Raw genomic sequence first — 25,947 nt, 5'->3', positions numbered from 1 at the left:
CAACTAAAGGAAGTGTTATTATTAAGTGTGGATTAAACTATACAACCGGATTATTACCAATTTAATAGAGGAGCGGTTGCAATGCTTGGAACCCTAAAGAATATTTTTGGTGACGGCAACCAGCGCCAGATCAACCGGCTGCAAAAGAAAGCCGATGAAATTGAAGCGTTGGAGCCTGAGATGGAAAAATTATCAGACGATGGGCTGCGTAATAAAACAGAAGAATTTAAACAACGCTATCAAAATGGTGAAAGTCTAAATGACTTGCTTCCTGAAGCTTTTGCGGTAGTCCGCGAAGGGGCAAAGCGTGTACTAGGCATGCGCCCATTCAACGTACAGCTGTTAGGAGCAATTGCATTACATGAAGGTAATATCGCCGAAATGAAAACAGGGGAAGGTAAAACCCTTGCTTCGACGATGCCTGCCTATTTGAATGCCATTAGCGGCAATGGTGTGCATATTATTACCGTAAATGATTACCTGGCCAGCCGTGATGCTGGTGAAATGGGCAAGCTTTACGATTTTCTTGGATTAACTGTCGGTTTGAACTTAAACGGCATGATTAAAGAAGAAAAACGGGAAGCATATGATGCAGATATTACGTATGGGACGAACAATGAGTTTGGCTTTGACTACTTAAGGGACAATATGGTGCTGTACAAGGAACAAATGGTGCAGCGTACGTTGCCATTTGCCATCATTGACGAAGTGGACTCGATTTTGATTGATGAAGCGCGTACCCCGTTGATTATTTCTGGTACCGCGCAAAAGTCTGCTGATTTATATGTGAAAGCAAATGCTTTTGTCCGGCTTCTTGAGAATGAAGAAGATTATACGTATGAGGAAAAAACAAAAGGCGTACAATTGACAGAGGAAGGAATCAATAAAGCGGAGCGTTATTTTGCGATTGAAAACTTGTTTGACCTTTCCAATGTGTCGCTTATCCATCACATCAACCAGGCCTTGAAAGCTCATGCGGCAATGCACCGTGATACGGATTATGTGGTGGATGACGGAGAGGTGGTCATCGTCGACCAGTTTACCGGCCGTTTAATGAAAGGCCGGCGATACAGCGATGGTCTGCACCAGGCTATTGAAGCGAAAGAGGGGCTGGAAATCCAGAATGAAAGCATGACACTAGCTTCGATTACGTTCCAGAACTTCTTCCGTATGTATGACAAGCTGGCTGGTATGACGGGTACCGCAAAAACAGAAGAAGAAGAATTCCTGAATATTTATAATATGAGGGTTATTGCTATTCCGACGAACAAACCAATCATCCGTGATGATAAGGCTGACCTTGTCTATAAGACGATGGAAGGCAAGTTTAAAGCAGTTGTTGAAGAAATCAAACAGCGTTATGAAAAGGGACAGCCAGTACTTGTTGGTACCGTTGCTGTCGAGACGTCTGAATTGATTTCACGCTATTTGAAAAAGGCTGGAGTGGCACATAATGTGCTGAATGCGAAAAATCATTTCCGGGAAGCAGAAATCATTGAGAATGCCGGTCAAAAAGGTGCTGTCACTATCGCAACAAACATGGCGGGACGTGGAACCGACATTAAGCTTGGAGATGGTGTTCGTGATCTTGGCGGATTAGCCGTCATCGGTACAGAACGGCATGAATCCCGCCGGATTGACAACCAGCTCCGTGGACGTTCCGGTCGTCAGGGAGATCCTGGTATGTCCCTATTCTATTTGTCCATGGAAGATGAACTGATGCGCCGTTTTGGTTCAGATAATATGCGCAACATGATGGATCGTTTAGGCATGGACGACAGCCAGCCAATCGAAAGTAAAATGGTTTCACGCGCGGTGGAATCGGCACAAAAACGAGTCGAGGGCAACAACTTCGATGCCCGTAAAACGGTGCTTTCCTATGACGATGTATTACGTCAGCAACGTGAAGTTATTTACAAGCAGCGTTTCGAAGTGCTGGACTCCGAGAATCTCCGTGGAATTATTGAAGAGATGATTCAATCAACGATTGAACGCACTGTCCAAGCTTATACAACGGACGAACTCGATGAGAATTGGGAGTTAGATTCCATCGTCAAGTATATGCAAGCTAACCTCCTTCATGAGGGTGATATTACAGAAGGTGAATTAAAAGGAAAAGAGCCGGAAGAAATGACCGAACTCCTCATGGAAAAAGTGAAGCAACGGTATGACGAGAAAGAAACAGAGATGGAAGAAGACCAGATGCGTGAATTTGAACGTGTCATATTGCTTCGTACCGTCGACCAGAAATGGATGGATCATATCGATCAGATGGACCAGCTGCGTCAAGGTATTCACCTAAGAGCTTACGGACAGACAGATCCACTTCGTGAGTATCAGATGGAAGGCTTCTCCATGTTTGAACAAATGATTCAGAACATTGAAGAAGAAGTCTCCCGCTACGTCATGAAAGCGGAGGTCCGTAATAATCTGCAGCGTCAGGAAGTCGCTCAGGGAGCGAAGGCGGTCTCCGGCAGCCAGCAGAGCGAAGAAAAGAAGACACGTAAGCCTTATGTAAAAAAAGAAGATGTCGGTCGTAACGACCCTTGCCCATGCGGAAGCGGCAAAAAATATAAAAACTGCCACGGCAAGTAGATTGGAAGGACACTCTCTCATTCAGGGGGAGTGTCTTCCCCTGTAAAAGATAATAAATTAATGTAGAGGTGATTGTTATGGATATGGCGGAAATTCGTCATGAGTTAGACAATATGGCTAAGCGATTAGCGGACTTTAGGGGGTCTCTTTGACGTCGATCAAAAGAAGGCCCGAATTGCTGAACTGGAAGAAGAAATGACAGCCCCTGATTTTTGGGATGATCAGAATAACGCTCAAAAAGTCATTAATGAGGTCAATGGTTTAAAAGATATGGTGCATACCCTCGAGAACCACGAAGAAGCCCATGAGAACATGGAGGTTTCTTATGAACTCGTTAAAGAAGAAAATGATGAAGAGCTGGCTGCTGACTTGGAAGAAGAAGTCAAACAATTGCAGACAGACTTGAACCAATTTGAGCTCAACATGCTGTTAAGTGAACCTTACGATAAAAATAATGCTATCCTGGAGTTACATCCTGGGGCAGGCGGGACAGAATCCCAGGACTGGGCAAGCATGCTCTTACGTATGTACACCCGCTGGGCGGAACGAAAAGGCTTCAAAGTAGAAACGATGGATTATCTGCCAGGAGATGAAGCAGGTGTCAAAAGTGTAACCTTGATGATTAAAGGGCATAACGCTTATGGCTATTTGAAAGCAGAAAAAGGAGTACATCGTCTAGTGAGGATTTCTCCATTCGACTCTTCAGGACGGCGTCATACTTCGTTCGTTTCCTGTGAGGTTATGCCAGAATTTGATGACCAGGTCGAAATTGATGTGCGTACAGAAGATTTGAAGATCGACACCTACCGTTCCAGCGGCGCGGGTGGCCAGCATGTCAATACGACAGACTCGGCTGTCCGGATTACCCATACGCCGACAAACACGGTCGTGACCTGCCAGTCAGAACGTTCCCAGATTAAAAATAGGGAACAGGCGATGAAAATGCTGAAAGCGAAGCTATATCAGCTGGAAATCGAAAAACAACAGCAGGAACTGGATGAGATCCGTGGAGAGCAGAAAGAAATCGGCTGGGGAAGCCAGATTCGTTCCTATGTTTTTCACCCATATTCTATGGTAAAAGACCATCGTACGAACCTGGATATTGGGAATACGCAGGGAGTTATGGATGGCGATATTGATCCATTCATCAATGCCTACCTGCGTTCCCAAATGAATTAATGACTGCCTGGACCTTGCTCACATAAGAAGAGCGGGGTCTTATTTTTGTCTTAGAACCAGGTTTTTCCCAGTTAAATAGTGAAAAATACGAGGATTCCACTTACAATGAAAGAAGTAATTTCAAAAGAAAGGAGGGGCTGTGTGATGTCAGAAGATAAAGAAAGGTTTCGGATTGCCCACCGGGAAGCATGGATTGGAGTCGGTCTGGCTGTATTCAACTTTATTTGGTGGTTTGGTTTTGCCTATGGTTTAGGCGGTGCTTCTCCAGCATCCTACGATTACATATTTGGCCTGCCATCCTGGTTTTTCTTTAGCTGCGTGTTAGGATTTATCATCATGGCCGTTCTCGTCATACTTGTGGTGAAGTTCTGGTTTGTAGAGGTCCCGTTTGAGGAAGAAGGGGGAGAAGATTCATGAATTGGTCTGTAGTAATCCCTCTGATGCTGTTCCTTCTATTGATTTTCGTTATTGGTTTTTGGGCAAGCAAACATATAAGAACAACCAATACCTCCTTTTTATCGGAATATTTTCTTGGGGGAAGACAATTAGGTGGTTTAATTCTGGCCATGACCATGATTGCCACTTATGGAAGTGCCAGCAGTTTTATCGGTGGGCCTGGAGTTGCGTATACGGAAGGGCTGGGATGGGTGCTGCTTGCCATGTCTCAAGTAGTCACCGGATATTTTGTATTAATGGTGCTGGGAAAGAAATTCGCCATCATGAGCCGGCGCTATAAAGCCGTTACACTGATTGATTTCCTGAAAGGGCGCTATCAGAGTAAGTGGGTGGTGCTGGTTTCCGCATTCAGTATTATCATATTTTTATTTTCAGCCATGGCAGCTCAATGGGTAGGAGGCGCCCGGCTGATTGAATCGCTGACCGGTCTCAGTTACATATCTGCCCTCTTCATATTCGCGCTGTCCGTGCTAGTTTATGTTATTCTTGGAGGTTTTCGTGCAGTTGCTTTAACAGACACTGTCCAGGGAATCGTCATGCTGTTAGGAACCCTGATACTTTTAATTGCAACCATCGCTGCAGGTGGTGGTATTGATAATATAATGGCTGACCTTCAGGCAGAAAACCCGAATTTGATTACGCCCTTTGGGGCTGAAGGTACATTGTCAGCCAGTTATGTATCTTCATTCTGGATATTGGTCGGAGTGGGGGTCGTAGGACTTCCCCATGTCACCGTAAGGGCGATGTCCTATAAAAATTCCAAGGCCATGCACAGGGCTTTGATTATCGGTACAGTTGTGGTAGGTTTCATCATGTTGAATATGCATCTGATTGGTGTATTTGCCCGTCCCATAATGCCTGGCATCGAGGTAGGGGACAAAGTAATGCCATTGATTGCCCTGGAAGTATTGCCTGCCTGGCTAGCCGGTGTTGTCCTTGCTGCCCCCATGGCAGCCATCATGTCAACGGTCGATTCGCTTTTGCTGGTTGTCAGTTCGGCTGTCGTAAAAGATGTCTATTTAAATTATATCGAGCCGAAAGCTACACCTAAAAAAGTGAAAAAGCTCAGTTTTTCGATAACTGCTATCCTGGGGATACTGGTGTTTTTGATGGCGCTCGATCCGCCGGATTTATTGATATGGCTGAATTTATTTGCATTTGGAGGGTTGGAGGCTGCTTTTATCTGGCCGGTAGTTTTAGGGTTATATTGGAAAAAAGGAAATAAATATGGTGCTCTCGCTTCTATGCTGATTGGTATTCTTTCCTATATAATATTCCATCTTTACTTGCCGAACCTTTTCGATATGCACACCGTTGTGATGCCTGTATTACTTTCCTTGGCAGGTTACGTTGTTGTGAGTATCGCAACCAGTTCACGTACTACTGTTCCTGAGTAAAACACTGGAGAATCACTTCCAGTGTTTTCTATTATTTTAGTTTTATTAAATCTTCCATTAAAGCTCCCTTTAATGGAAGACTCAGTTTCGAGATATGTTGTTTCCGTTACGGTAGTAACGGTTTGGAGGTCCGGGAAATTACTCGCTTTCCATGGGCGTACGGTGAGCTTCCTCGGGCTAAAGTCCTGCGGGATCTCACCATGTACTATTATCCCATTGGACTTTGAATAAGCTTCTTGAATAGACACCGCACGAAGGAAATGCGTAGCATTTTCGAGGAGTCTCGCAATTTCCCGGCCCTCCTTGCGTTTATGAGAGAAACGGAAACATCGGTAATCTTTAAACAAAGAGTGAGCGACGAGCTACACATGAAATGTGAGCTAAAAACCGCGTCTTTGTTCAATTATCCATTAAAAGTAGAAGACATCTTCAAATATGGCAGGGGTTCGTTGCTCTCATTCTTCGGATGGGGTGGTTGGGAAACTGCGAGACTCCCGCGGGAGAAGGATCTAGGCAAGACCCCGCAAAGGCGAAAGCCTGAGGAGGCTTGCCAGGTCCCCCGCAGGAAAGAAATGAATGCGTAATCGCCTTGGGAGACACGACACGCATAAGCAGGACAGCAAAAGGGAAGTGATCTTTCTTCCCGTTGAGGGACTGCTTATGTCGCGAGTGTCTAGGCGATGGAGCTGGAAAGCGAGTAGTTTCCCGACCAGCCCTGACGCTATTATGGTAAAGAACCCTTGTTATCTCGAAATCAAGTCTTCGACTTTTCGTCCCTTTAGTTGAATAAGCCACTTATAATATTGCTTCACCGTGTTAATGCGTTATTTTGTTGTCGTTTACACCTTCAGAATCCAGTGTTATACTCCTATCTCGTGAGCTAAAGATAATAGAGAAACGAAGGATCGTTACTTCGCAGAATTCAACATACTAGAGGTGGAAAAAATGATGATGATGGCCAAACGGTATCGGAGGGAGCCGATGCCTGAAATGCTCCGGCATGTTTTAGAATACAGTTTTGTAATCATAGGTTCATTTTTCGTGGCGCTGGCTTTTAACGTCTTCTTACTGCCCAATAACATTGCATCCGGTGGAGTTGCCGGAATTAGTACCATTACTAAAGGAGTTTTTGGATGGGAGCCAGGACTTGTCCAGGGGCTGCTTAATGTCCCGTTATTCATTACCGGAGTTATTATACTAGGGAAGAATTTTGGAATAAAATCATTCATCGGGACTTTGATTCTTCCGTTGTTTGTTTATATGACTAGTGGATTATCACCAGCAACACCAAACCCTTTATTAGGTGCAATATTTGGAGGGATGGGTGTTGGTCTCGGTCTTGGTATTGTATTCAGGGGCCGTGCCTCGACTGGCGGAATCGACTTGGCTGCACAGATCCTCCATAAATATACGCATCTTCCTTTAGGAGTAAGTGTGGCATTATTGGATGGAATGATCGTTATAACTTCAGCAATTGTCTTCTCCCTGGAAGCAGGATTATATGCGCTGATCGGTTTATTTGCGACAAGTCGAACCATTGATTTTGTCCAGGTTGGATTGAATACGTCGAAAAATGTCATGATCATTTCAGAACATGTGGAAGAAATCCGCCAAGCCATTTTAAATGAAATAGACCGGGGCGTTACCGTATTGGAAGGTTCAGGGGGATATACAGAACAAAGCCGTAAAGTGATGATGTGTGTTGTCCAGCAGAACGAATTCATTAAATTGACACAAACGGTTAAAATGATTGATTCCGAGGCTTTTGTAGTGGCAATGAATGCCACTGAGGTATTGGGCAAGGGTTTTAAAACTTCCTGAATTGGTTATAATATCCTTGATGGTGTATTCGCTATCATAAACTACTTCGATTGGGGGAGTAACGAAATGAAAAAAGCGTTAATGGCTGTACTGTTCGGTTCAGCGCTTGTGCTCGGTGCCTGCGGTGGCGGCGGAGATGAAGGTGCTGAAGAAAATGGCGGCGGAGGTGCCGGCACAGAAGAAAGCGGCGGTGGCGAAGTCGATGTTGCAGCAGCTGAACAAGCTTATCAAGAAAGTTGTGCCAGCTGTCATGGTGGCGATCTCTCAGGAGGTGCCGGTCCAGCTCTAGACAGTATTGGATCCAAATACTCTGAGGATGAAATTCTTGACATCATCAAGAATGGTAAAGGCTCTATGCCTGCCGAGCAAGCTACTGGTGAAGATGCAGAAATGATTGCCGGCTGGTTGGCTACACAAGAGTAATTGTAAAGAACGTAATACTTAACAAAAAAACTTGGGCATTGCTTGCTCAAGTTTTTTTGTGTACTAAGAAATCTAACCTTGTTAAAGGATTATTATGAAGTGGTTTCAAGGTATGTCAATAAATCTGTATTTATAAGGGATTTTGCGTAAGGATTTATGTCGAGTTATGATGATTATTGCAATTTAATTAAATGATATAAGCTTTTGAAATGAAAATGTAATAATTTTGTGTCATAAAAAGGCGAATCGTGATGTTATAATATTTATGGTATTCCAGCAGAGTTCAGTTTTGGTAAATTCTTGGAAGAGCACCAGGAGAATTACAACAAGGAAATTAAAGGTGATTTATTTATGATAGAGATGCAATCTGTATATAAGACCTATCCCAATGGGGTTACGGCCTTAAATGGTATAGATGTACATATTGAACAAGGCGAATTTGTGTATGTAGTGGGGCCGAGCGGAGCAGGTAAGTCTACATTTACCCGCTTGATGTTCCGGGAAGAAAAACCCACAAAAGGCACCGTATTGGTAAATGGTATTAACCTTTCCAGCCTAAAGGAGCGCAAAATCCCAAAACTCCGCCGCCAAATCGGTGTAGTTTATCAGGATTTCCGTCTGCTTCCAAGACTATCAGTCTATGAAAACATCGCATTCGCGTTGGAAGTGATTGAAGAGTCTCCTAAAAACATCAAGAAACGAGTGATGGAAGTTTTAGATCAAGTCCGTCTGAAAAATAAAGCCCGCTTTATTCCGGACGAGCTGTCTGGGGGCGAACAGCAGCGGGTTTCGATAGCCAGAGCTATCGTCAATCATCCGAAACTGCTGATAGCAGATGAACCGACAGGAAATCTTGACCCTGATACATCATGGGAAATAATGAGCATCTTAGAAGAAATCAACGCTGCAGGCACAACTGTCGTGATGGCCACTCACAGTAAAGACATTGTCGATAAAATGAGAAAACGGGTCATCGCCATTGAAGATGGTTTGGTTGCGCGTGATGAGCACCGAGGTGAATACGGTTATGAAGCTTAGGACAATCAGCAGGCATTTTCGTGAAGGCAGTAAGAGTGTATGGCGAAACGGCTGGATGACCGTTTCATCTGTGGGAGCTGTGACTACCACCCTGTTATTGGTCGGAGTGTTTCTGGCCATCATGCTGAATCTGAATCAGATTACACAGGAAGTCGAGAAGGATGTAGAAATTAAAGTTCTGCTCGATCGGACAGTTGAAGATGAAAGCGAAATTGATAGAGTGGAAGAAAAAATAAAGTCAATTTCAGATGTCGGTACCGTAGAGTTTTCATCTAAAGAGCAAGAATTGGAGCGCCTGGTTGAAAGTATGGGCGATGAAGGTAAAGCATTCGAGTTGTTTGACCAAAGCAACCCTTTAAAAGATGCATTTGTAGTTAAACCGGCAGATGCAACCAATACGATGGCAATTGCCGATGACCTTAAAGGAATCGAAGGGGTATCTGAGGTCAACTATGGCCGGGAAATCGTACAAAGGCTTCTGCAATTCAACGACTATGCACGTACCATCGGTTTAGCATTAATTGTTGCGCTAGTCTTGACCGCCGTATTTTTGATTTCCAATACCATTAAAATTACAATCATTGCCCGGAAAAAGGAAATTGGCATTATGAAACTGGTGGGTGCAACAAACGGATTCATCCGCTGGCCATTTTTCATAGAAGGTATGCTGCTGGGAATTTTAGGGTCGATTATTCCTATTGCGGCAGTAGTATCAGGTTATTATTACTTATACTACAATTTGAGGGATAAAATTCAATTCGAATTTATCCAGTTGCTTCCATTCGACCCATTTGCATGGCAGCTTTCCCTGCTGATTCTCGGTATCGGAGTCATCATCGGAATCTGGGGAAGCGTGATGAGTGTACGAAAATTCTTGAGAGTCTAGTGATAAAGTTACCCGGTGTGACAGAGAGAAAAACATGTTTCAAAAAATGGGGAGGAACTACGAGATGAAGAAGTTTTTCACTGTACTTACTACAGTAATGGTTACAGCAACTACTTTTTTCTCAGCAGGAGAGGTATTCGCTAACGAAGAACTTGATGAAATTAAGAAAGAACTAAACCAGTTAGAACAGGAAAAAGGGAAAATCGATTCAGATAAAAATTCCATAACAAGTGAAAAGAATGAAACGGAAAGTAAAATTGATAAGAATTTGTCCAAACAAGCAGACACGGAAGAGCAGATTGCTGCTTTGGATCGAAAACTATCAAAAACTCAGGAAAAGCTGGATGCTAAACAAGCTGAAATTAAAAAGACAGAAGAAGAAATTGCACAATTGAAGAAGGAAATCGAAGCTTTGAAAGAACGAATTGCAAAGCGTGAAGAAGTGTTGACAGACCGTTTGAAATCACTGCAAAGCAACGGTGGAAATGTGAGCTATTTGGAAGTGCTTTTAGGAGCACAGGATTTCGGTGATTTCCTGGACAGGGCTACTGCAGTAACTACCATTATGGATCAGGATAAAAACATCATGGATACCCATATTGCAGAAAAGAAAGAGTTAGAAGAAAAGAAGCAGCAAGTAGAAGAAAAAATGGCCGAACTAAAAGCACAGAAAAAAGAATTGGAAGATTTAAAAGCACAGTTAGACAGCCAGAAGAAAGAAAAGAAAGAACTTCTGAAGAAGCTTGAAGAACAGCATGATGAACTGCATGAACACAAAATGTCTCTGGAAGAGGAAGAAAAAGTATTGAGAGACCAGGCAGCTGCAGTTGAAAAGGCAATGCAGCAGGCTAATCAACAGAAAACCGAGATCGAGAAAGAAATTGAACGCCAAAAAGAATTAGAACGCCAGGCGCGCTTGAAAAAGGAAAAAGAAAAAGAAGAAGCTGCTCGTAAAGAGCGCGAGCGTTTAGAAGCTTTGAAAGCACAGGAAGAAAAGAGCCAACCGAAACAGACATCAACTAGCAGCAGCTCCAGTAGTAATCTTAGCTCCGGTGGCAGCGGAATTTTCGCTTGGCCGGCAGCTGGTCGTTTGAGTTCTGGCTATGGAAAGCGAAGTTTAGGCGATCATAAAGGAATTGATATTGCGAATGCTACCGGTACACCGATTAAAGCCGCTGCAGCAGGAACAGTAACCCGTTCTGCTTATTCAAGCAGTTATGGACACGTTGTATATATTTATCATCCGCAGTATAATAAGAGTACCGTATATGCACACTTGTCTAAACGTTCTGTTTCACTTGGTCAGTCTGTAAGTAACGGTCAACGCATAGGTGATATGGGTAATACGGGAAGGTCTTTCGGCAGCCACTTACATTTCGAAGTACACAATGGTCAGTGGAGTCAAAATGGCGGAATCAACCCTATGCCATATCTTAAGTAATTACTTGGTATTTACGGGACAAGCAGACCATAAACTATAATAGAAAAGGCATCGCACATTTTCGGTGTGATGCCTTTTTCTGCAATTGACAGCCGGCTCCATGGAACTCTAAGGATAGAAGGGTGAAGGTGATGAATTTAAAAAAGAGTCATATTGTGATTTTGCTGGTAGCAGCCTTACTGCTTGGAGCTGCCGGCTCGTATTTTGGCATCCAGCTTGCCCAATCAGAACCTGATACAGGGTCAGAATCCGAGCAAAAGGTTGAGCGATTTGCTGACTTAAGTGAAAGTGAACAAAAAAAACTGTTAGAGAATTTTGCAGCAGGCAGCGACAGCAACAATGCCTCTGGTGATATGAAAAAGGTTGAGCAGGCTTACAATGTCATCAAAGAGAATTATGTGGAGGAAGTCGATGATAAACAGCTGATGGAAGGTGCTATCCAGGGTATGCTTGAAACACTGGATGATCCGTATAGTGTATATATGGATAAAGAAACAATGGAGCAATTCGATCAATCCATTGAGTCCTCATTTGAAGGAATTGGCGCTGAAGTCAGTATGGTCGACGGGAAGGTGACCATTGTCGGACCGATTAAGGGATCCCCTGCTGAGGAAGCGGGCCTGAAACCAAATGACCAGATTCTTGCTGTCGACGGTGAAAGTGTGGAAGGGCTGGATCTGTATGAGACTGTTCTACAAATCCGTGGGGAGAAAGGTACAGAAGTCACTCTGACAATCCAGCGCCCAGGCGTATCGGATTCATTGTCCATCGATATTGTACGTGATGATATACCGTTAGAAACGGTGTATTCGGAAATTAAAGAAAAGGATGGTAAGAAAGCTGGGGTTATTGAGATCACCTCTTTTTCAGAAAAAACATCGGACGAATTTAAAGAAGCATTGAATGAATTAGAGAGTAAAGGCATGGAAGGATTGGTCATCGATGTCCGAGGCAATCCAGGCGGTTTATTTACCGATGTACAGGAAATTTTACAGAACTTTATTCCTGAAGATGTTCCATACGTACAAGTAGAAGATAAAAATGGAGAAAAAGAGCGTTATTTCTCTAAAATGAAAGATAAAAAAGATTACCCGGTTACGGTACTTATGGATGAAGGTAGTGCTTCTGCTTCTGAAATATTGGCTGCTGCCATGCAGGAAGCAGGGGGGTATGAACTGGTCGGTGAGAACACTTTCGGAAAAGGTACCGTTCAACAAGCTATTCCGATGGGGGATGGCAGCACTATAAAAATCACATTATACAAGTGGTTGACGCCTGACGGCAATTGGATACATGAGAAGGGTGTCCAACCTACTGTGAAAGTAAAACAACCCGCTTATTTCTACACCAATCCAGTAGAGATAGAAGAGCCTTTGGAGTATGATCAAAACAACGACAAAATAAAAAATATCCAGATAATGCTTGATGGACTGGGTTATGATGTGGAACGCTCCGATGGTTATTTTGATAAGAAAACAGAGGAAGCAGTAAAGCAATTTCAGGAAGACGAAAACCTGAAAGTGACTGGAGCCATTGATCAAAAAACCGGCGGGTCAATCGAAGCAAAAATTGTGGAACTCATACAAGATGGTAAGAATGATAAACAAATGGAAAAAGCGCTGGACGTTTTATTCCAGCAGTAAAGCAGGATTTAGCGAGTGGATAGCGAATTATATCCGTAGTCAGTGACTGCGGATATTTTTTTTGCTGCCTAAGCAAGTTTGTATTAAAGATAAGGACTTGGCTACAAGCCAAGTTTTCTATCGAAGGAGGTTATAAAAGGTGGGAGGATGGCTTCAGGAAATTACACAAATACCAGGACGACTAATGATGCAGCCGCTTCTTTATTGGTTTATCCTGTTGGGTCTAATTGTTTCCTTTAAGAGAGTCAGAAAGGAAAGAGACATGTTCGGTATTCGTATTTTTGATGTCTTTGCAGAAACGAAAGGGACATGGGTAACAGGGTTCCTTACCGGGATTACCTTGTCACTAGTGATGGTAGGAGCAGGTATTGTCATTCCATTTCCAGTCATTTTATTGTTAAGTGCCCTCATACTTTTGATGAGCCTGATATTACGTTTAAACGTGCTGTCTGCCGCTTATACACTCACTGTAGGATATGGAATTATTTTTCTTTTACAAAATATTTCTGTTTCTTTTATACCTGAGGAATGGCAGCAAGCGTTCTCCGGCGTATCGCTTACCAGTATAACGGTAATCATGGCGGGGGGATTATTCCTGGAAGCGATATGGGTACTCCGGCTGAACCACAAGGAGACATTTCCAGAGCTGGTGGCAGGATCCCGGGGAAAGTGGATCGGCCAGCACCGGTTGAAAAAGCTGGGGATGATGCCTATATTTGTTTTGATACCAGGCGGTGCCATTACCCCCTTTATGACTTGGTGGCCATTACTTGATATAGCAGGCGGCAGTTATGGATTGATGGTGGTACCTTTTCTGAGTGGTTTTGACGTAGTAACAAAAGGTCACCATCCTGTCACTGCTGCAAAAAAGCTGGGAAGCGGTTTGTTTTTACTGGCGTTCCTTGTCACAACAGTTGCGATAGTCAGTTATTGGTGGGAATTCTTATCCATAGCTGCAGTCGGCCTAGCTGTCGTAGGAAAGTTATTTATTCATACGTTGTATCGCGTTCGTGATAAAAAAGCTCCTTATTTTTCGGCGAATGATCAGGGGCTGACGGTATTAGGAATTATCAAAAACAGTCCAGCCGAACAGATGGGAATAGGTGTCGGAGACCTTATCGAACGTGTAAATCAGGTGAAAGTGACCAATGAAGAAGAGTTCTACCACGCCATGAACGTTAACCGCGCCTTATGTAAAATGGAAATACGTGATCAACATGGTGAAATTCGCTTTACCCAACGAGCGATTTATCAGCACGATCCCTATGACCTGGGGTTGCTTTTCGTCAAAGCGGATGTAAGAAAAAAAGCCGTCTCCCATTAATTCAACATTCCTTTTTGGCACGAAGGAAAGCGATCCGTCTCCCAGCCAGTCCCACCTCATTTAACGATATGAAACAAAACGAATAGTTGTAAATACGGATTATGAAATAAACTTGTATATGTAAAAACTTAGAGGAGATATTGTTCCTCTAAGTTTTTTAGTTTTTCTACATAGTAAACCTGCACATTTTCTGCAAAATAAACGATTACTCTATAACAAGAGGAGGACAGCTATGTATGAATTATTAAACTGGATCAGCAGAGTAGTGATGGAGCCGGTCATTCAGTTGTCTTACAGCGTACAAGAATGGCCATTGTTATATGCGTTGATGCTGGGACTGGTCGGTGCAGCTGCACCGTGCCAATTAACAAGTAATATAGGTGCAATGACCGTTTACGGAAACCAATCGCTTCGCACAAAAATACCGTGGGGACATATTGGGATGTTCCTGTTAGGAAAAATCATCGTTTTCTCTGGGTTAGGGTTCCTTTTTTGGTGGCTGGGCAGGGATATCTTCCAGGAACTCCAGGCTATGTTCCCTTGGATGAGGAAAGCGATTGGGCCTTTGTTGGTTTTAATCGGCGTATTTTTAATAGGATGGATAAAATTCCGCAAAACGATTACTTTATTTAAAGTTCCAGACCGTTTGATGTCGAATCCATCACCGTGGGGAAGTTTTTTTTTAGGTGCAGGCTTTACGTTAGCTTTTTGTCCTACGATGTTCGTATTGTTTTTCCTTACGTTGATGCCGATTGTAGTGGCGACCTCTTATGGGGCAATCATGCCAACAGTTTTCGGGTTAGGGACTTCGATACCCTTGCTGCTGTTTATTGGATTAATTGCTTATTTTGGTTTAAGTGGTAACCTGTTAAGAAAAGGACGGCGTGCCGGAGCAATTGTCCAAAGGGTAGCAGGTATTCTTCTAATCCTTGTCGGGATTTTAGATACATTGACTTACTGGTAAATGAATGAATTGAGGCTGGTATTATGCTGAATAAATTATCCTGGAAAGTCGCATCGATATTTTTTATATTTATTGTGATTGTGGAAGTATTGCTCTTTTCTGTCCTCTATACGAATCTTGTCTCTGATCAAGTGGATGAGGTATTGGACGGGCTGCTCGCACGCGGGAATAGCCACCGGGATGTACTGGAGAAAAGCTTCGATGATGTTACTTTGAATCATGTAGCATTGATGGAAACAGAGGCCGCTACAGATGTCATCATCACTAATAATGAAGGGAAAATCCTCTCTAAATCTACAGCTGCCACAGATGAAATCACTCATTTGATTAAAGACAATGATTATCAGAATACAGGGCACATTGGAAGAGTCATTGAAGAAAAGTGGAGATCTGCACCGTATATTGCTACATTGTCTCCGATTGTCGTTGAAGGAAAAATGATGGGGCATGTTTATATGTTTTCACCTTCTGATTCTGTCCAGCAAGTAGTGCATGAGCTGACCAGACAATTTATCATTATTGGTTTGTTTACCGTTTTATTGACAATCATCACTATATTTATTTTAACCCGCTTTTTGACTTTACCGTTGCTTCATTTGAAACAGACGACCGAGCGAATGAGCATGGGAGAAACTAATATATCACTGGAAATGACAAAAAGAAAAGATGAATTAGGCGAACTTGCTGCCGCGATTCAAACATTAGCCAGAGATTTAGAGCACTTGAAAAATGAACGCAATGACTTTCTTGCTAATATCGCTCATGAATTACGTACACCGCTCACCTATATAAAAGGGTATGCGGATATCGCTTCGAGAAGCAGCTTGACGTCAAAAGACCGGGAGCATTACTTGAACATCATAAAAGAAGAATCTGAACAACTGACAATGCTGGTGAAAAACTTGTTTGCCTTGGCTAAAATGGATCAAAATCAATTTTCAATCTTACCAGAACAGGTGAAGTTATGTGACTCTTTGGACAAAGTCATTAATCGTCTGCATCCTGTATTTGAAGAAAAAGAAGTGGGACTGGAGCTGGAATGCCCGGAAGAAGTAGAAGGCTGGGTAGACCCGGAACGTTTTCAGCAGGTCATTCTCAATTTACTGGATAATGCCTTGAAGCATTCAACTGCGGGTGGAACGATTCACGTTAGTTCCAACCAGAAAGAGGGACGTGCAGTTGTGAAAGTAAGGGATGAAGGTAGCGGGATTCCTTCTGAGGAGCTGCCGTTCATTTTTGACCGATTATACCGGGTTGATAAATCTCGCTCGCGGGCGAGTGGTGGCTCGGGATTAGGATTAGCCATTGTGAAAGAAATCATCCGGCTGCATGGTGGGCAAATTAGCGTTGAGAGCAGCCTGGGTAATGGAACAACTTTTATTATAGATCTTCCGGGAGGTGAAAATAATGATTAAAGCTTTATTAGTAGACGACGAACAGAGGATGATCGATCTGATCCGGCTATACCTGGAGCCCGAGGGTTTTCGATGTGACCAGGCAGTATCTGGAGAAGAAGCAGTGGAAAAGGTGAAAATAGGGTCATTTGATATCGTGCTGCTAGATATCATGATGCCAGGAATGAGCGGATGGGAAGTATGTCAATCCATACGGGAAATCTCAGAAGTTCCTATCATTATGGTTACAGCAAGGGAGCAAAAAGAGGATATCGTTAAGGGTTTGAAGCTTGGAGCCGATGATTACATAACCAAGCCATTCGATGCTGATGAACTGATTGCCAGAATGGAAGCTTTGTTGAGAAGAACAGGAAAAGGAAATGCTGTCGAAACAGATGGTTTGATCTGGGATGGAGATAACCACCAGCTAACTTATAAGGGTAAACCTATCAAGTTGACACCGAAAGAGTTCGCGGTTATTGGATACATGATGAATCATCCGAACCGCGTTTATGACCGTCATCAGTTAATCGAACTGATTTGGGGGTTTGATTCCGATACAGAAGGAAGAACAATCGACTCCCACGTCCGTAATATGCGGGAGAAAATAAGGAACTCTGGTTTCCCGATCGATGACTACTTCCAGACGGTTTGGGGAGTAGGGTATAAATGGGTCCAGCCTTCAAAAAGTTAAAAGATTTGTAACATCCTCTCAACCATTTCTCCATAATTAGTGGGTAAAGTAAAAAGTAAGAAAGGAGGGATGGTTGTGAAGCTAAAATTGTTGGCAGGGATAGCTACAGCTGCTTTAGTGTTAGGTTTTGGAAATATCGTACTGGCTGATGGGGACGAGCCGGTACAAGGTGAGGGTTTTTGGCAGGGAAGTTTTGAAGAAATGCTCCCTTTTATGAAACAAATGCACCCAAATTTTGACGATTCTCAATTGGAAGAAATGTATCAGGATTGTCATGGACAAAACGGTCCAGGCAATGGCGATAGAGGTATGATGAACAACTTTTAATCAGGGAGGGGGTATGCTCCCTTCCTCGTGACTCACTCAGATAAAGAAGACAGTTGATGACGCGACTGTCTTTTTTCATAAGGATTTTTTTGATTAGAATAATACCTACCGTGGAATGGGTATACTGTAAAACAGATTTAAAGGAGTGTTAGTTATGATGGGTGGCGGTGGAATGAACGGAGGAATGGGTGGTTTTTTCGGCTTTGGATTTATCTGGATTATTATCATTATCGCAATCATTGCCATTTTTGTATGGATGATGAAACCAGGGTCTAATAACAATACCACTCGTTCCTCATCTGGTAATAAATCACTTGAGACATTGAAAGATAGATTGGCAGGAGGAGAAATTTCAGAAGAAGAATATGATCGCTTAAAACGGAAATTAGAAGAATAAAAGAGAAAGGGGAATCATGATGGCTGATAAGCACGAACATCATACAGAGGATAATCATAAAGAGCATACTCAAGAACATGAGAAAGGTGAACATTCGGCAACCGGTCATCACGAGGCCCATGAAGAACATGATCAGCATGAGCATGGTGGCGGTCACGATCATCACGACCACGACCATGGGGATATGGTTGCTGATTTTAAGAAACGATTTTATATTTCGCTGATTCTGACGATACCAATCTTGATTCTCTCGCCGATGATTCAGGATTTCATGGGTGTGGATTGGAGATTTCCATTTGATCAATGGATCTTGTTTGGGCTTTCTACTATTGTATTTTTCTATGGTGGCTGGCCTTTCCTGACTGGATCAGTCAGCGAATTGAAGCAAAAAAATCCAGGTATGATGACATTGATCGGATTAGCTATTTTCGTCGCTTACGGCTACAGTTCATTAGTAGTCTTTGGCTGGAGCGGAAAGAACTTTTTCTGGGAGCTCGCTACATTAATTGATATCATGCTTCTTGGTCATTGGATTGAAATGAGGTCAATTATGGGAGCGTCCAATGCGCTGGAAGAATTGGTCAAGCTGATGCCGAATGAAGCACACAGAGTGAAGGAGAATGGGGAAACAGAAGATATAGCTGTTTCAGACCTGCAAACAGGCGATCACGTATTAGTGAAACCTGGTGAAAAAATACCCGTCGATGGTGTCATTCTTGAAGGGAAATCAGCAATTGATGAGTCTATGCTGACGGGAGAATCGATGCCCGTAGAAAAGAATCCAGATGAAGAGGTTATCGGGGGTGCCGTCAACCAGGAAGGCTCGCTGACGATTGAAGTCAAGAAGACGGGTGATGATACCTATTTATCCCAAGTCATCACATTGGTAAAAGAAGCGCAGGATTCTAAATCAAGAACCCAGGATTTAGCGAACCGTGCAGCGAAATGGCTGTTCTATATTGCGTTGACAGCAGGGTTTGGAACATTGTTCATTTGGCTTGCGCTGGGTTACGCCTTTGACGTGGCATTAGAGCGCATGGTAACGGTCATGGTCATCACTTGTCCACACGCACTTGGACTTGCTGCACCATTGGTTGTTGCCGTCTCGACATCTATTTCTGCTAAAAAAGGCCTGCTGATCAGAAACCGAACCAACTTTGAAGGTGCCCGGGAACTGAATGCTGTTGTTTTTGATAAAACTGGAACTTTGACAAAAGGAGAGTTCGGAGTAACCGATATTATCCCTGCAGGATCCCATCATGAAAATGATGTCCTGCTTTGGGCAGCCAGCGCGGAACAAAACTCCGAGCACCCGTTAGCAGAAGGGGTACTCCATAAAGCAGAGGAACAGGAACTGAAGCTGAAAGAAGTATCAGATTTTGAATCCATGACAGGTAAAGGATTAAAAGGAACAGTAGAAGGAAAAGAAGTACTGGTCGTCAGCCCCGGATATGTCAATGAGCGTTCGTATGAATACGATAAAGACCAATTTAATTCTTTATCTGAAAAAGGGAAGACAGTAGTTTTTGTCCTTGTAGATGATGAGCTTATCGGGATGATCGCTTTAGCTGATATGGTACGTGATTCTGCCAAGGAAGCGGTTGAAAGACTCAAAGAAATGGATATTCATCCAATCATGTTAACAGGAGACAACCAAAAAGTAGCTGATTGGGTAGCGGATCAATTAGGTATTGAGGAGGTTTATGCAGAAGTACTTCCTCACAATAAATCGGATCAAATCAAAAAGATCCAGCAGAAAGGCTGGAAAGTGGCAATGACAGGAGATGGGGTCAACGATGCCCCGGCACTTGCTACAGCCGACTTAGGGATTGCAATCGGCAGCGGAACCGACGTTGCGATGGAAACAGCTGATGTCGTCCTTGTAAAAAGTAATCCTAAAGATGTTGTCAGTATCATGGATCTCTCGAAGAAGACGTACCGGAAGATGCTGCAAAACTTATGGTGGGCAGCAGGTTACAATATAGTTGCCATCCCGCTTGCCGCCGGGGCACTGGCATTCATGGGCTTGTTATTGAGCCCGGCTGTCGGGGCGGTTCTGATGAGTCTCAGTACGGTTATTGTAGCCATAAATGCCAAACTGTTGAAAGCTTAATTGTTATTTTAGGCTGTGTGAGGATGAGTCCTCCACAGCCTTTCATATTTTCTTTATGAATTATGCACGATTTCTGCAATATTTCCGGGTAATAAACTAAGGAACTATAAAAAGTATGAGGGTGAAACAAGGTGAACAGGAAAGTAATAGGATCTATATTAATCGTTTTATTAATTGGGGCAGGTACAGGTCTGTATTTTATTTCGCCATTTTATAATGGAACCAATGATGGGACACTGCCAAAAGACATCTTAAACGATGAAGGTACCAGTATTTTAGAAGTAGGTGCACAAGAACCAGGGGATCGTCCAGTGAAAACTTTTGATCTTACTGCCGAGGAAACACAATGGGAGATCAAAGATGGAGAGGCAGTTGATGCATGGACATATAACGGTACAGTTCCAGGTGAGCCTTTACGAGTAACAGAAGGAGACTATGTAAAGGTCAACTTAAAAAATGAATTGGACGTTCCAGTCACCATTCATTGGCATGGCGTTCTGCTGCCGAATAAAATGGACGGTGTTCCGGGATTGACTCAAGATGCCGTGCAGCCAGGGGAATCATTTACTTATGAATTTATCGCTAATGATGCTGGCACGTATTGGTATCATTCTCATCAGCACAGTTCCACTCAAGTGGATATGGGGTTGTATGGTTCTCTGGTAATCGAAGAAAAAGATAAGCAATATGAGCGCGATGAATTTTTTATCCTGGATGAATGGGCAGTCAACCAGGAAAAGCGGGATTTCTCTAATATGGGGGGCATGATGATGGGCGGCATGTCCGGCGATGGGGAAGCTGATACAAAGCAGATGTATGATACCTTCACTGTCAATGGAAAATCGGGTAATGCCATTGATCCGCTTATCATGGAAGAAGGCGAAACAGCAAGACTACGTTTTATGAATGCTGGCTTCCAACAGCATCAGCTAGTCTTCCCGGAAGGTTCGATGAAAGTGATAGCAAATGATGCGGAAAAAGTTATTGGCACAGAAGATTCTTCAAATGTAATTGAACTTGCACCCGGGGAGCGGATTGATGTTGAATTCACGAAACAGAACAATGACTCAGAAGTAATCGCACAAAAAGTCATGCCAGAAGAAAATACGGAAAACATTGGAGAGAATACAGCAGAAGTACCGACGAGCTCGGATATAGCAAATGGTGTTTCTTATGGCAGTGAAGAATTGATATTTGAAGATGTGCCAGAAGCCGATGTCACCTATGATATGGATTTGAGCATGGGGATGAATATGGGGGAAGGAATGTCGTTTCAAATCAATAATGAGGTTTTCCCTGACACTCCTCCAATTAAAGTGAAGAATGGCGATATTGTTAAGGTGAACATTACAAATTCAGGCAGGATGAATCATCCGATGCATCTGCATGGTCATAGATTCCAGGTAATGGCTAGAAATGGGACAGCGTATGAAAATCCAATCGTCAAAGATTTAATCCATGTGAAGCCTGGAGAAGAATATACGGTTTATTTCATAGCTGATAATAAAGGAGAATGGTTATTTCATTGTCATGATAATAATCATGCAGAAAGAGGAATGGTAACGATCGTTGATTACGAAAGTGTATATTCTCCTTTTGAATTAGGCGGGGAAAATGATAATCACCCTCAATAAGGGGGAGATAATCGCTATATTGATTTTAAATGAAGAAGCTGAGCTGCACTTGACATTTGAAGGCAGCTCAGCTTTCATTTATTGATTCTCATTTTTATCAGGTGAGAGTATCAGGCGTCGCATGATTGAAGACATTAAGTAATTTTCTTTCACCACTTTTAAACCTGCCTGCTTAATATTGTCCATTGTTTTCCGATTGATATTGGCTCCGACGATATGGAGGCCGATTGGGTTCAGCACATCCATTGCTTTGCCTATCATTTCATTATCACTGCGCATATGTTCCAGCATGATGATTTTCCCCTTAGGCTTCGTCACCCGGCGTATTTCCTTTAAACCCTGGATTGGATCAGGGACAGAATAAAAGACACAGGTGGAGACCACCGTATCAAATGTATTATCAGGGAAATCCATCTGCTGGGCATCCATTTCCACAAGCTCAAATGATGGAGGCAGATTATCTGCTTTTTCACGAGCTTTTTTTAACATCATAGGGCTGAAGTCAATTCCTGTCACTTCCACGTGATCGGGATAGTATTTAAGATTAGCTCCAGTTCCCACGCCTACTTCTAACACTTTTCCACTAGCATGTTCCAGCAGTTCTTTCCTCCATTTCTCCCGAATCATCCGATCCATCATATCAAATAAACCAGAAATGCGATTATATCTTCGTTTAATCGTATTTGTGTGCTTATTATCCATTATAAAAATTCCCCTTTATAAGTATACTTCTAGATTAAAGCTATTGGAATTATATGTAGTTTTGAGAATGGGATCTATTATACGGTTTCTACCATAGGAAAAGCAAAAGAGCTGGCACAAGGCCAACTCTTTTCCCATGGTTATTGAGTAACTTCACCATTCCATTCTTGCATGCCACCGTCCAGCGTCTTTGCCTGGTAACCTTGTTCATTCAATAGGTCAGCGGCCTGGTCACTTCTTTTTCCGGAAGCACAAACGGTGATATACTCTTTTTTTTGATTTAACTCGTCCATCTTGTTTTCTACTTCATCTAATGGGATGTGAATGGCACCAGGAATCATACCTGCTTCCACTTCTTCTTCCGTCCGTACATCAAGTACCTCCACATCGTCCTGTTGACGTTTCTCTTCAGCTTCTGTCGGTTGTACTTTTGCTGCCATTTATAATACCTCCTTATCTAAGATGAAATATCTTGTTATATAATAGGTATACCTCTTCGGGTAAAAAGAGAAACATATTTTTATATGACAGTTATATTACTCCGAAATCGTTTTTCCTTGATCAAGAATCTGTTTCCAGTTCTCTCCCCCGTCTGTAGAGATGAAGGCATGATCTGTCTCCCCGTCACTGGAAAGAAGGGTGATTTCTTCTTCATTATCTGGATTTTTTACCACGTATAAGATGGCTTGGTTTCCGATTTCAGGCAAGGACAATGTTTCGGTTGTCGTATCTTTCAAGTTAATAGACTTCAGTTTGGGCTCAGAGGAATACGTCGCAAAGTATAAACGTTCTTCTTCAAAATATAATGCAGTACCCTGGATATTTTCTTGGACAGGTTCAAAAGTCTGTCCCCCGTCTTTACTGAGGTATATTCCATTTTGAGTAGAGGCAGCAACGACATTTTCATCTGTTGGGTGAACCGCCAAAGCGAACGGACTTGTGCTTATACCGGCAGCCTCAATGGCTTCCCACGTTTCACCATCATCAAGACTCCGATAGAAGCCAGCATCCAATTCAGAATTGGGCTGGATATTCATCAGGTAAACGGCGTGGTTTTTATAACCGACTCCCATCGTATGAAAATCACTTTCTCCTTCAAAGCCTAAATCTTCCAAGGTTTGACCGCCATCCGTGCTTCTCTTCAATCCAAGCGGGTTAGGAAGGTCGGAGTCTTCACCGGGATGCCCTGATGTGTAAAAGCCATTATCCACCGCTGTGAAACCCATATAATCATTAAATTGTTCTTTTGTTTCCAGCCAATCGCCATCTTGATAAAATTTCAGTCCGCTATGGGTGGCGAACGCCGTGCCGGTATCAGGTTGTATGTAGCCGATCCCATGAACATGATTGACAGTTCCCTCAAAAGACTGTAGGAAGGCAGATAGATCGCCAGTTTTCTCCTGGTTTTCCTGTTTGTCTGTTTTTTCTGTGTTCTCGTTCTGTGTTTCTGCATCTGGCTGGCTTTCCTCATTTTGACTGCATCCAGTCATGATAATTGCTGTGCTGATACTTGTTATAAGAATTAATTTTTTAATCATAAGAGCTCCTCCATGAAAAAACTTGACTGTCACCAAATCCTTATAGCGAAAGCCTTAGTTTTTATTTTACTTTATAACTTTGACAATTTTAATCTTTCTTAAGGAATAAAAAGATTCATACAGGGTAAATATAACTGGTTTATATCGAGATTTTGTGCAGAAAGAAAAAGTTTGCGCTATTAAGGAAGCTTCCTGCATCTTCCTTTTTCAATTAAGGAATCTTCGTTTATAATCAAGAAAGGAAAAAGTCAGACAACTATTAGACATGCTGGAGGAAACAAGATGATGAAACGGATCAAGGTTATATCAATGATTGTCCTATTACTGTCTGCCTTTACTCCACAGGCAGGTTTTGCAGAAAAAAGCGAAAACTTATCCATCCAAAGTGAGGCTGCTATTTTGATAGATGGGGAGAGCGGCCAAGTATTATATGAAAAAAATAGTGAAAAGAAGATGTACCCGGCAAGTATTACAAAAATCCTTACAGGTATCATTGCTATTGAACAAGGAAACCTGGAGGATAAAGTAATTATTAGTGAAGAGGCGAGAAATGCAGAAGGCACCAGGGTATATTTAAAAGAAGGAGAAGAAGTGCCGCTTAAGAAATTAGTTCAGGGACTGTTGATGAATTCAGGGAATGATGCAGGCGTGGCCATTGCAGAACACCTGGCGGGCAATGTGGAAAACTTTACGCAAGTGATGAATACTTTTGCTGAAGAAAAAGCTGGGGTAAAGGATTCCAACTTCACTAATCCGCATGGGCTTTATGATGATAACCACTACGTTACGGCAGAGGATATGGCGAAGATCACAAAATACGCGATGAAAAATGAGACGTTTAAGGAAATTGTGGGCACAAAGGAGTTAGATTGGAAAGGCGAAGAATGGGAGACAACCATCATCAATCATAATCGTCTGCTCTGGAGATATGATGATGCTACCGGAGTAAAAACCGGCTGGGTTTCTAAATCAGGCCATACGCTGGTAGGATCCGCTGAACGTGATGGGATGGAATTAATCGCTGTAGTGCTGAAAGCAAACAATGCAGAACATGCTTATACGGAAGCCGGAAAATTATTTGACTATGGCTTTGAAAATTATGAAACTTCTTCCATTCCTGCTGGAAAGACATATAAGTCGAATGGAGAAGAGTATGAATTGCCAGAAACGCTGGCATATACTAAAGAAAATAATTCCGAGATTACGGAACAAGTAACAAGAAAGGGCTATTTATTAATTGAGTCTGACGATGAAATTCTGACGTCAGGTAAATTGGAAGTAGTACAAGCTTCAAATGGAGGGCCTGTAAAATTGGAAGAAAATGGTTCGGAAGATAATTCTTCCTGGAAGGATGCTATATTCCAGTGGTTTGCCAGTCTCTTTCCTTCAAAATAAACACAAAAAAGCTGTCATGAGAAAAGCGATAAACTTTTCACTGACAGCTTTTTTCATACTTTAAGAATGTTTAACTTTGTAAAAGGGTTAAAGTATAATAAACATTTAGGGATTTCGCCATAAGGACTTGGCGATAAGCCAAGTGTTTTTAAGTTATTGTATTATGCAATCAGCTTTTCACATTCATCTGCACACTTACGGCAAGCTTCAGCACATTTCTGGCAATGGTCGTGATCATGCTTCGCGCATTCCTCACCACAGTCACGGCATGCTTTGGCACATAATTGGGCAAGCTCTTGAACATAAGGGGTGTCACGGGTCAAGGATTGTTCGAACAGAGAGCAAATATCAGCACATTCTCGGTCAAGACGAATACATTCGGCCATTTCCTTCACGTGTTCTTCTCCTAGACAGGAAATGTAGCAATGGTTACATGACTCCATACATTCGTGCAACGTTTCTATTACTGTCGAATACTTTTCATGACTCATACAATTACCTCCTTTAGTATGTTACGTAGATAAAATAACCAGTTTCGAAAAAAATAAACAGGATTTCTGACAATTAAGAAAAAAGTTATATGTAT

23 protein-coding genes are annotated in these 25,947 nt (G+C 42.6%); 19 read left to right on the top strand and 4 right to left on the bottom strand.

The window, feature by feature from the left end; translation table 11 throughout:
* Positions 1–81 precede the first annotated feature (81 nt).
* The 18 genes from secA (at position 82) to B9Y67_RS06425 (ending at position 21,726) form a co-directional block, all read left to right on the top strand.
* A complete protein-coding gene (secA, locus tag B9Y67_RS06520; RefSeq protein WP_085505953.1) occupies positions 82–2,595 on the top strand; it encodes a preprotein translocase subunit SecA in 2,514 nt (837 codons plus the stop codon).
* Positions 2,596–2,672: 77 nt separating this feature from the next.
* Positions 2,673–3,774 (top strand): peptide chain release factor 2 gene (gene prfB, locus B9Y67_RS06515; RefSeq protein WP_139823746.1). Its coding sequence is split into 2 segments (ribosomal slippage): positions 2,673–2,744 and positions 2,746–3,774, totalling 1,101 coding nucleotides; the frame shifts between segments, so codons are not numbered across the junction.
* A 144-nt stretch (positions 3,775–3,918) separates the two neighbouring features.
* Positions 3,919–4,191 carry a YhdT family protein gene (locus tag B9Y67_RS06510; RefSeq protein WP_085505951.1) on the top strand — a complete coding sequence of 91 codons (273 nt, stop codon included), beginning with the start codon at positions 3,919–3,921 and terminating at the stop codon, positions 4,189–4,191.
* The gene (gene panF / locus B9Y67_RS06505; protein ID WP_085505950.1) at positions 4,188–5,627 is read left to right on the top strand and encodes a sodium/pantothenate symporter; all 1,440 of its coding nucleotides are present in this window, start codon (positions 4,188–4,190) and stop codon (positions 5,625–5,627) included. The genes B9Y67_RS06510 and panF overlap by 4 nt, the downstream gene beginning before the upstream one ends.
* A 945-nt stretch (positions 5,628–6,572) precedes the next feature.
* Complete coding sequence (locus B9Y67_RS06490; protein ID WP_441007556.1) at positions 6,573–7,448, top strand: YitT family protein; 876 nt, start codon at positions 6,573–6,575, stop codon at positions 7,446–7,448.
* Between the two features lie 66 nt (positions 7,449–7,514).
* Positions 7,515–7,871 (top strand): cytochrome c551, encoded by a 357-nt coding sequence (cccB, locus tag B9Y67_RS06485; RefSeq protein ID WP_085505947.1) that lies wholly within the window; start codon positions 7,515–7,517, stop codon positions 7,869–7,871.
* Positions 7,872–8,222: 351 nt separating this feature from the next.
* Positions 8,223–8,909, top strand: coding sequence for a cell division ATP-binding protein FtsE (gene ftsE / locus B9Y67_RS06480; RefSeq protein WP_085505946.1), 687 nt, complete (start codon positions 8,223–8,225; stop codon positions 8,907–8,909).
* Positions 8,899–9,795, top strand: a complete 897-nt coding sequence (gene ftsX / locus B9Y67_RS06475; RefSeq protein ID WP_085505945.1) for a permease-like cell division protein FtsX — start codon at positions 8,899–8,901, stop codon at positions 9,793–9,795. Before ftsE ends, ftsX begins: the two co-directional genes overlap by 11 nt.
* Before the next feature lie 64 nt (positions 9,796–9,859).
* A complete protein-coding gene (locus tag B9Y67_RS21090; protein ID WP_085505944.1) occupies positions 9,860–11,236 on the top strand; it encodes a murein hydrolase activator EnvC family protein in 1,377 nt (458 codons plus the stop codon).
* A gap of 131 nt (positions 11,237–11,367) precedes the next feature.
* Positions 11,368–12,879, top strand: coding sequence for a S41 family peptidase (locus tag B9Y67_RS06465; RefSeq protein ID WP_085505943.1), 1,512 nt, complete (start codon positions 11,368–11,370; stop codon positions 12,877–12,879).
* Between the two features lie 139 nt (positions 12,880–13,018).
* Positions 13,019–14,203: a PDZ domain-containing protein gene (locus B9Y67_RS06460; protein WP_085505942.1), complete on the top strand. Its 1,185-nt coding sequence runs from the start codon at positions 13,019–13,021 to the stop codon at positions 14,201–14,203.
* Positions 14,204–14,435: 232 nt separating this feature from the next.
* Positions 14,436–15,167, top strand: a complete 732-nt coding sequence (locus tag B9Y67_RS06455; RefSeq protein ID WP_085505941.1) for an urease accessory protein UreH domain-containing protein — start codon at positions 14,436–14,438, stop codon at positions 15,165–15,167.
* 23 nt (positions 15,168–15,190) lie between these two features.
* Entirely contained in the window at positions 15,191–16,582 is a 1,392-nt protein-coding gene (locus tag B9Y67_RS06450) for a sensor histidine kinase (protein ID WP_085505940.1), read from the top strand.
* Positions 16,575–17,255 carry a response regulator transcription factor gene (locus B9Y67_RS06445; RefSeq protein WP_085505939.1) on the top strand — a complete coding sequence of 227 codons (681 nt, stop codon included), beginning with the start codon at positions 16,575–16,577 and terminating at the stop codon, positions 17,253–17,255. Before B9Y67_RS06450 ends, B9Y67_RS06445 begins: the two co-directional genes overlap by 8 nt.
* Before the next feature lie 75 nt (positions 17,256–17,330).
* Positions 17,331–17,582: a hypothetical protein gene (locus tag B9Y67_RS06440; protein ID WP_085505938.1), complete on the top strand. Its 252-nt coding sequence runs from the start codon at positions 17,331–17,333 to the stop codon at positions 17,580–17,582.
* A 154-nt stretch (positions 17,583–17,736) separates the two neighbouring features.
* The gene (locus B9Y67_RS06435) at positions 17,737–17,979 is read left to right on the top strand and encodes an SHOCT domain-containing protein (protein ID WP_085505937.1); all 243 of its coding nucleotides are present in this window, start codon (positions 17,737–17,739) and stop codon (positions 17,977–17,979) included.
* Positions 17,980–17,998: 19 nt separating this feature from the next.
* A complete protein-coding gene (locus B9Y67_RS06430) occupies positions 17,999–20,092 on the top strand; it encodes a heavy metal translocating P-type ATPase (protein WP_085505936.1) in 2,094 nt (697 codons plus the stop codon).
* Between the two features lie 131 nt (positions 20,093–20,223).
* Positions 20,224–21,726, top strand: a complete 1,503-nt coding sequence (locus B9Y67_RS06425) for a multicopper oxidase family protein (RefSeq protein ID WP_085505935.1) — start codon at positions 20,224–20,226, stop codon at positions 21,724–21,726.
* A gap of 78 nt (positions 21,727–21,804) precedes the next feature.
* Here B9Y67_RS06425 and B9Y67_RS06420 read toward each other — a convergent pair whose 3' ends face one another.
* The 3 genes from B9Y67_RS06420 to B9Y67_RS06410 form a co-directional block, all read right to left on the bottom strand.
* On the bottom strand, positions 21,805–22,428 hold the full coding sequence (locus B9Y67_RS06420; RefSeq protein ID WP_085505934.1) for a class I SAM-dependent methyltransferase: 624 nt from the start codon (positions 22,426–22,428) through the stop codon (positions 21,805–21,807).
* Between the two features lie 140 nt (positions 22,429–22,568).
* Complete coding sequence (locus B9Y67_RS06415) at positions 22,569–22,868, bottom strand: rhodanese-like domain-containing protein (protein ID WP_085505933.1); 300 nt, start codon at positions 22,866–22,868, stop codon at positions 22,569–22,571.
* A 96-nt stretch (positions 22,869–22,964) separates the two neighbouring features.
* Positions 22,965–23,966, bottom strand: a complete 1,002-nt coding sequence (locus B9Y67_RS06410; RefSeq protein ID WP_085505932.1) for a F510_1955 family glycosylhydrolase — start codon at positions 23,964–23,966, stop codon at positions 22,965–22,967.
* 282 nt (positions 23,967–24,248) lie between these two features.
* Between B9Y67_RS06410 and B9Y67_RS06405 the strand changes: the two genes are divergently transcribed.
* Positions 24,249–25,361: a D-alanyl-D-alanine carboxypeptidase family protein gene (locus tag B9Y67_RS06405; RefSeq protein ID WP_085505931.1), complete on the top strand. Its 1,113-nt coding sequence runs from the start codon at positions 24,249–24,251 to the stop codon at positions 25,359–25,361.
* A 161-nt stretch (positions 25,362–25,522) separates the two neighbouring features.
* Here B9Y67_RS06405 and B9Y67_RS06400 read toward each other — a convergent pair whose 3' ends face one another.
* Positions 25,523–25,852 (bottom strand): four-helix bundle copper-binding protein, encoded by a 330-nt coding sequence (locus B9Y67_RS06400; RefSeq protein WP_085505930.1) that lies wholly within the window; start codon positions 25,850–25,852, stop codon positions 25,523–25,525.
* Positions 25,853–25,947: the final 95 nt, after the last annotated feature.

The sequence above is a fragment of the Thalassobacillus devorans genome, assembly GCF_900176565.1.
Lineage (GTDB): Bacteria > Bacillota > Bacilli > Bacillales > Halobacillaceae > Thalassobacillus > Thalassobacillus devorans_A.
Note: the sequence above shows the minus strand (reverse complement) of the source record. Positions and strands in the feature narration are given on the sequence as shown.

Coding starts and splice junctions, on each gene's coding strand:
- B9Y67_RS06430 (WP_085505936.1), top strand. CDS start 17,999: ATGGCTGATAAGCACGAACATCATACAGAGGATAATCATAAAGAGCAT.
- B9Y67_RS06450 (WP_085505940.1), top strand. CDS start 15,191: ATGCTGAATAAATTATCCTGGAAAGTCGCATCGATATTTTTTATATTT.
- cccB (WP_085505947.1), top strand. CDS start 7,515: ATGAAAAAAGCGTTAATGGCTGTACTGTTCGGTTCAGCGCTTGTGCTC.
- B9Y67_RS06510 (WP_085505951.1), top strand. CDS start 3,919: ATGTCAGAAGATAAAGAAAGGTTTCGGATTGCCCACCGGGAAGCATGG.
- B9Y67_RS06435 (WP_085505937.1), top strand. CDS start 17,737: ATGATGGGTGGCGGTGGAATGAACGGAGGAATGGGTGGTTTTTTCGGC.
- panF (WP_085505950.1), top strand. CDS start 4,188: ATGAATTGGTCTGTAGTAATCCCTCTGATGCTGTTCCTTCTATTGATT.
- B9Y67_RS06420 (WP_085505934.1), bottom strand. CDS start 22,428: ATGGATAATAAGCACACAAATACGATTAAACGAAGATATAATCGCATT.
- B9Y67_RS06465 (WP_085505943.1), top strand. CDS start 11,368: ATGAATTTAAAAAAGAGTCATATTGTGATTTTGCTGGTAGCAGCCTTA.
- B9Y67_RS06415 (WP_085505933.1), bottom strand. CDS start 22,868: ATGGCAGCAAAAGTACAACCGACAGAAGCTGAAGAGAAACGTCAACAG.
- B9Y67_RS06490 (WP_441007556.1), top strand. CDS start 6,573: ATGATGATGATGGCCAAACGGTATCGGAGGGAGCCGATGCCTGAAATG.
- secA (WP_085505953.1), top strand. CDS start 82: ATGCTTGGAACCCTAAAGAATATTTTTGGTGACGGCAACCAGCGCCAG.
- B9Y67_RS06445 (WP_085505939.1), top strand. CDS start 16,575: ATGATTAAAGCTTTATTAGTAGACGACGAACAGAGGATGATCGATCTG.
- ftsE (WP_085505946.1), top strand. CDS start 8,223: ATGATAGAGATGCAATCTGTATATAAGACCTATCCCAATGGGGTTACG.
- B9Y67_RS06410 (WP_085505932.1), bottom strand. CDS start 23,966: ATGATTAAAAAATTAATTCTTATAACAAGTATCAGCACAGCAATTATC.
- B9Y67_RS06455 (WP_085505941.1), top strand. CDS start 14,436: ATGTATGAATTATTAAACTGGATCAGCAGAGTAGTGATGGAGCCGGTC.
- B9Y67_RS06400 (WP_085505930.1), bottom strand. CDS start 25,852: ATGAGTCATGAAAAGTATTCGACAGTAATAGAAACGTTGCACGAATGT.
- B9Y67_RS21090 (WP_085505944.1), top strand. CDS start 9,860: ATGAAGAAGTTTTTCACTGTACTTACTACAGTAATGGTTACAGCAACT.
- B9Y67_RS06405 (WP_085505931.1), top strand. CDS start 24,249: ATGATGAAACGGATCAAGGTTATATCAATGATTGTCCTATTACTGTCT.
- ftsX (WP_085505945.1), top strand. CDS start 8,899: ATGAAGCTTAGGACAATCAGCAGGCATTTTCGTGAAGGCAGTAAGAGT.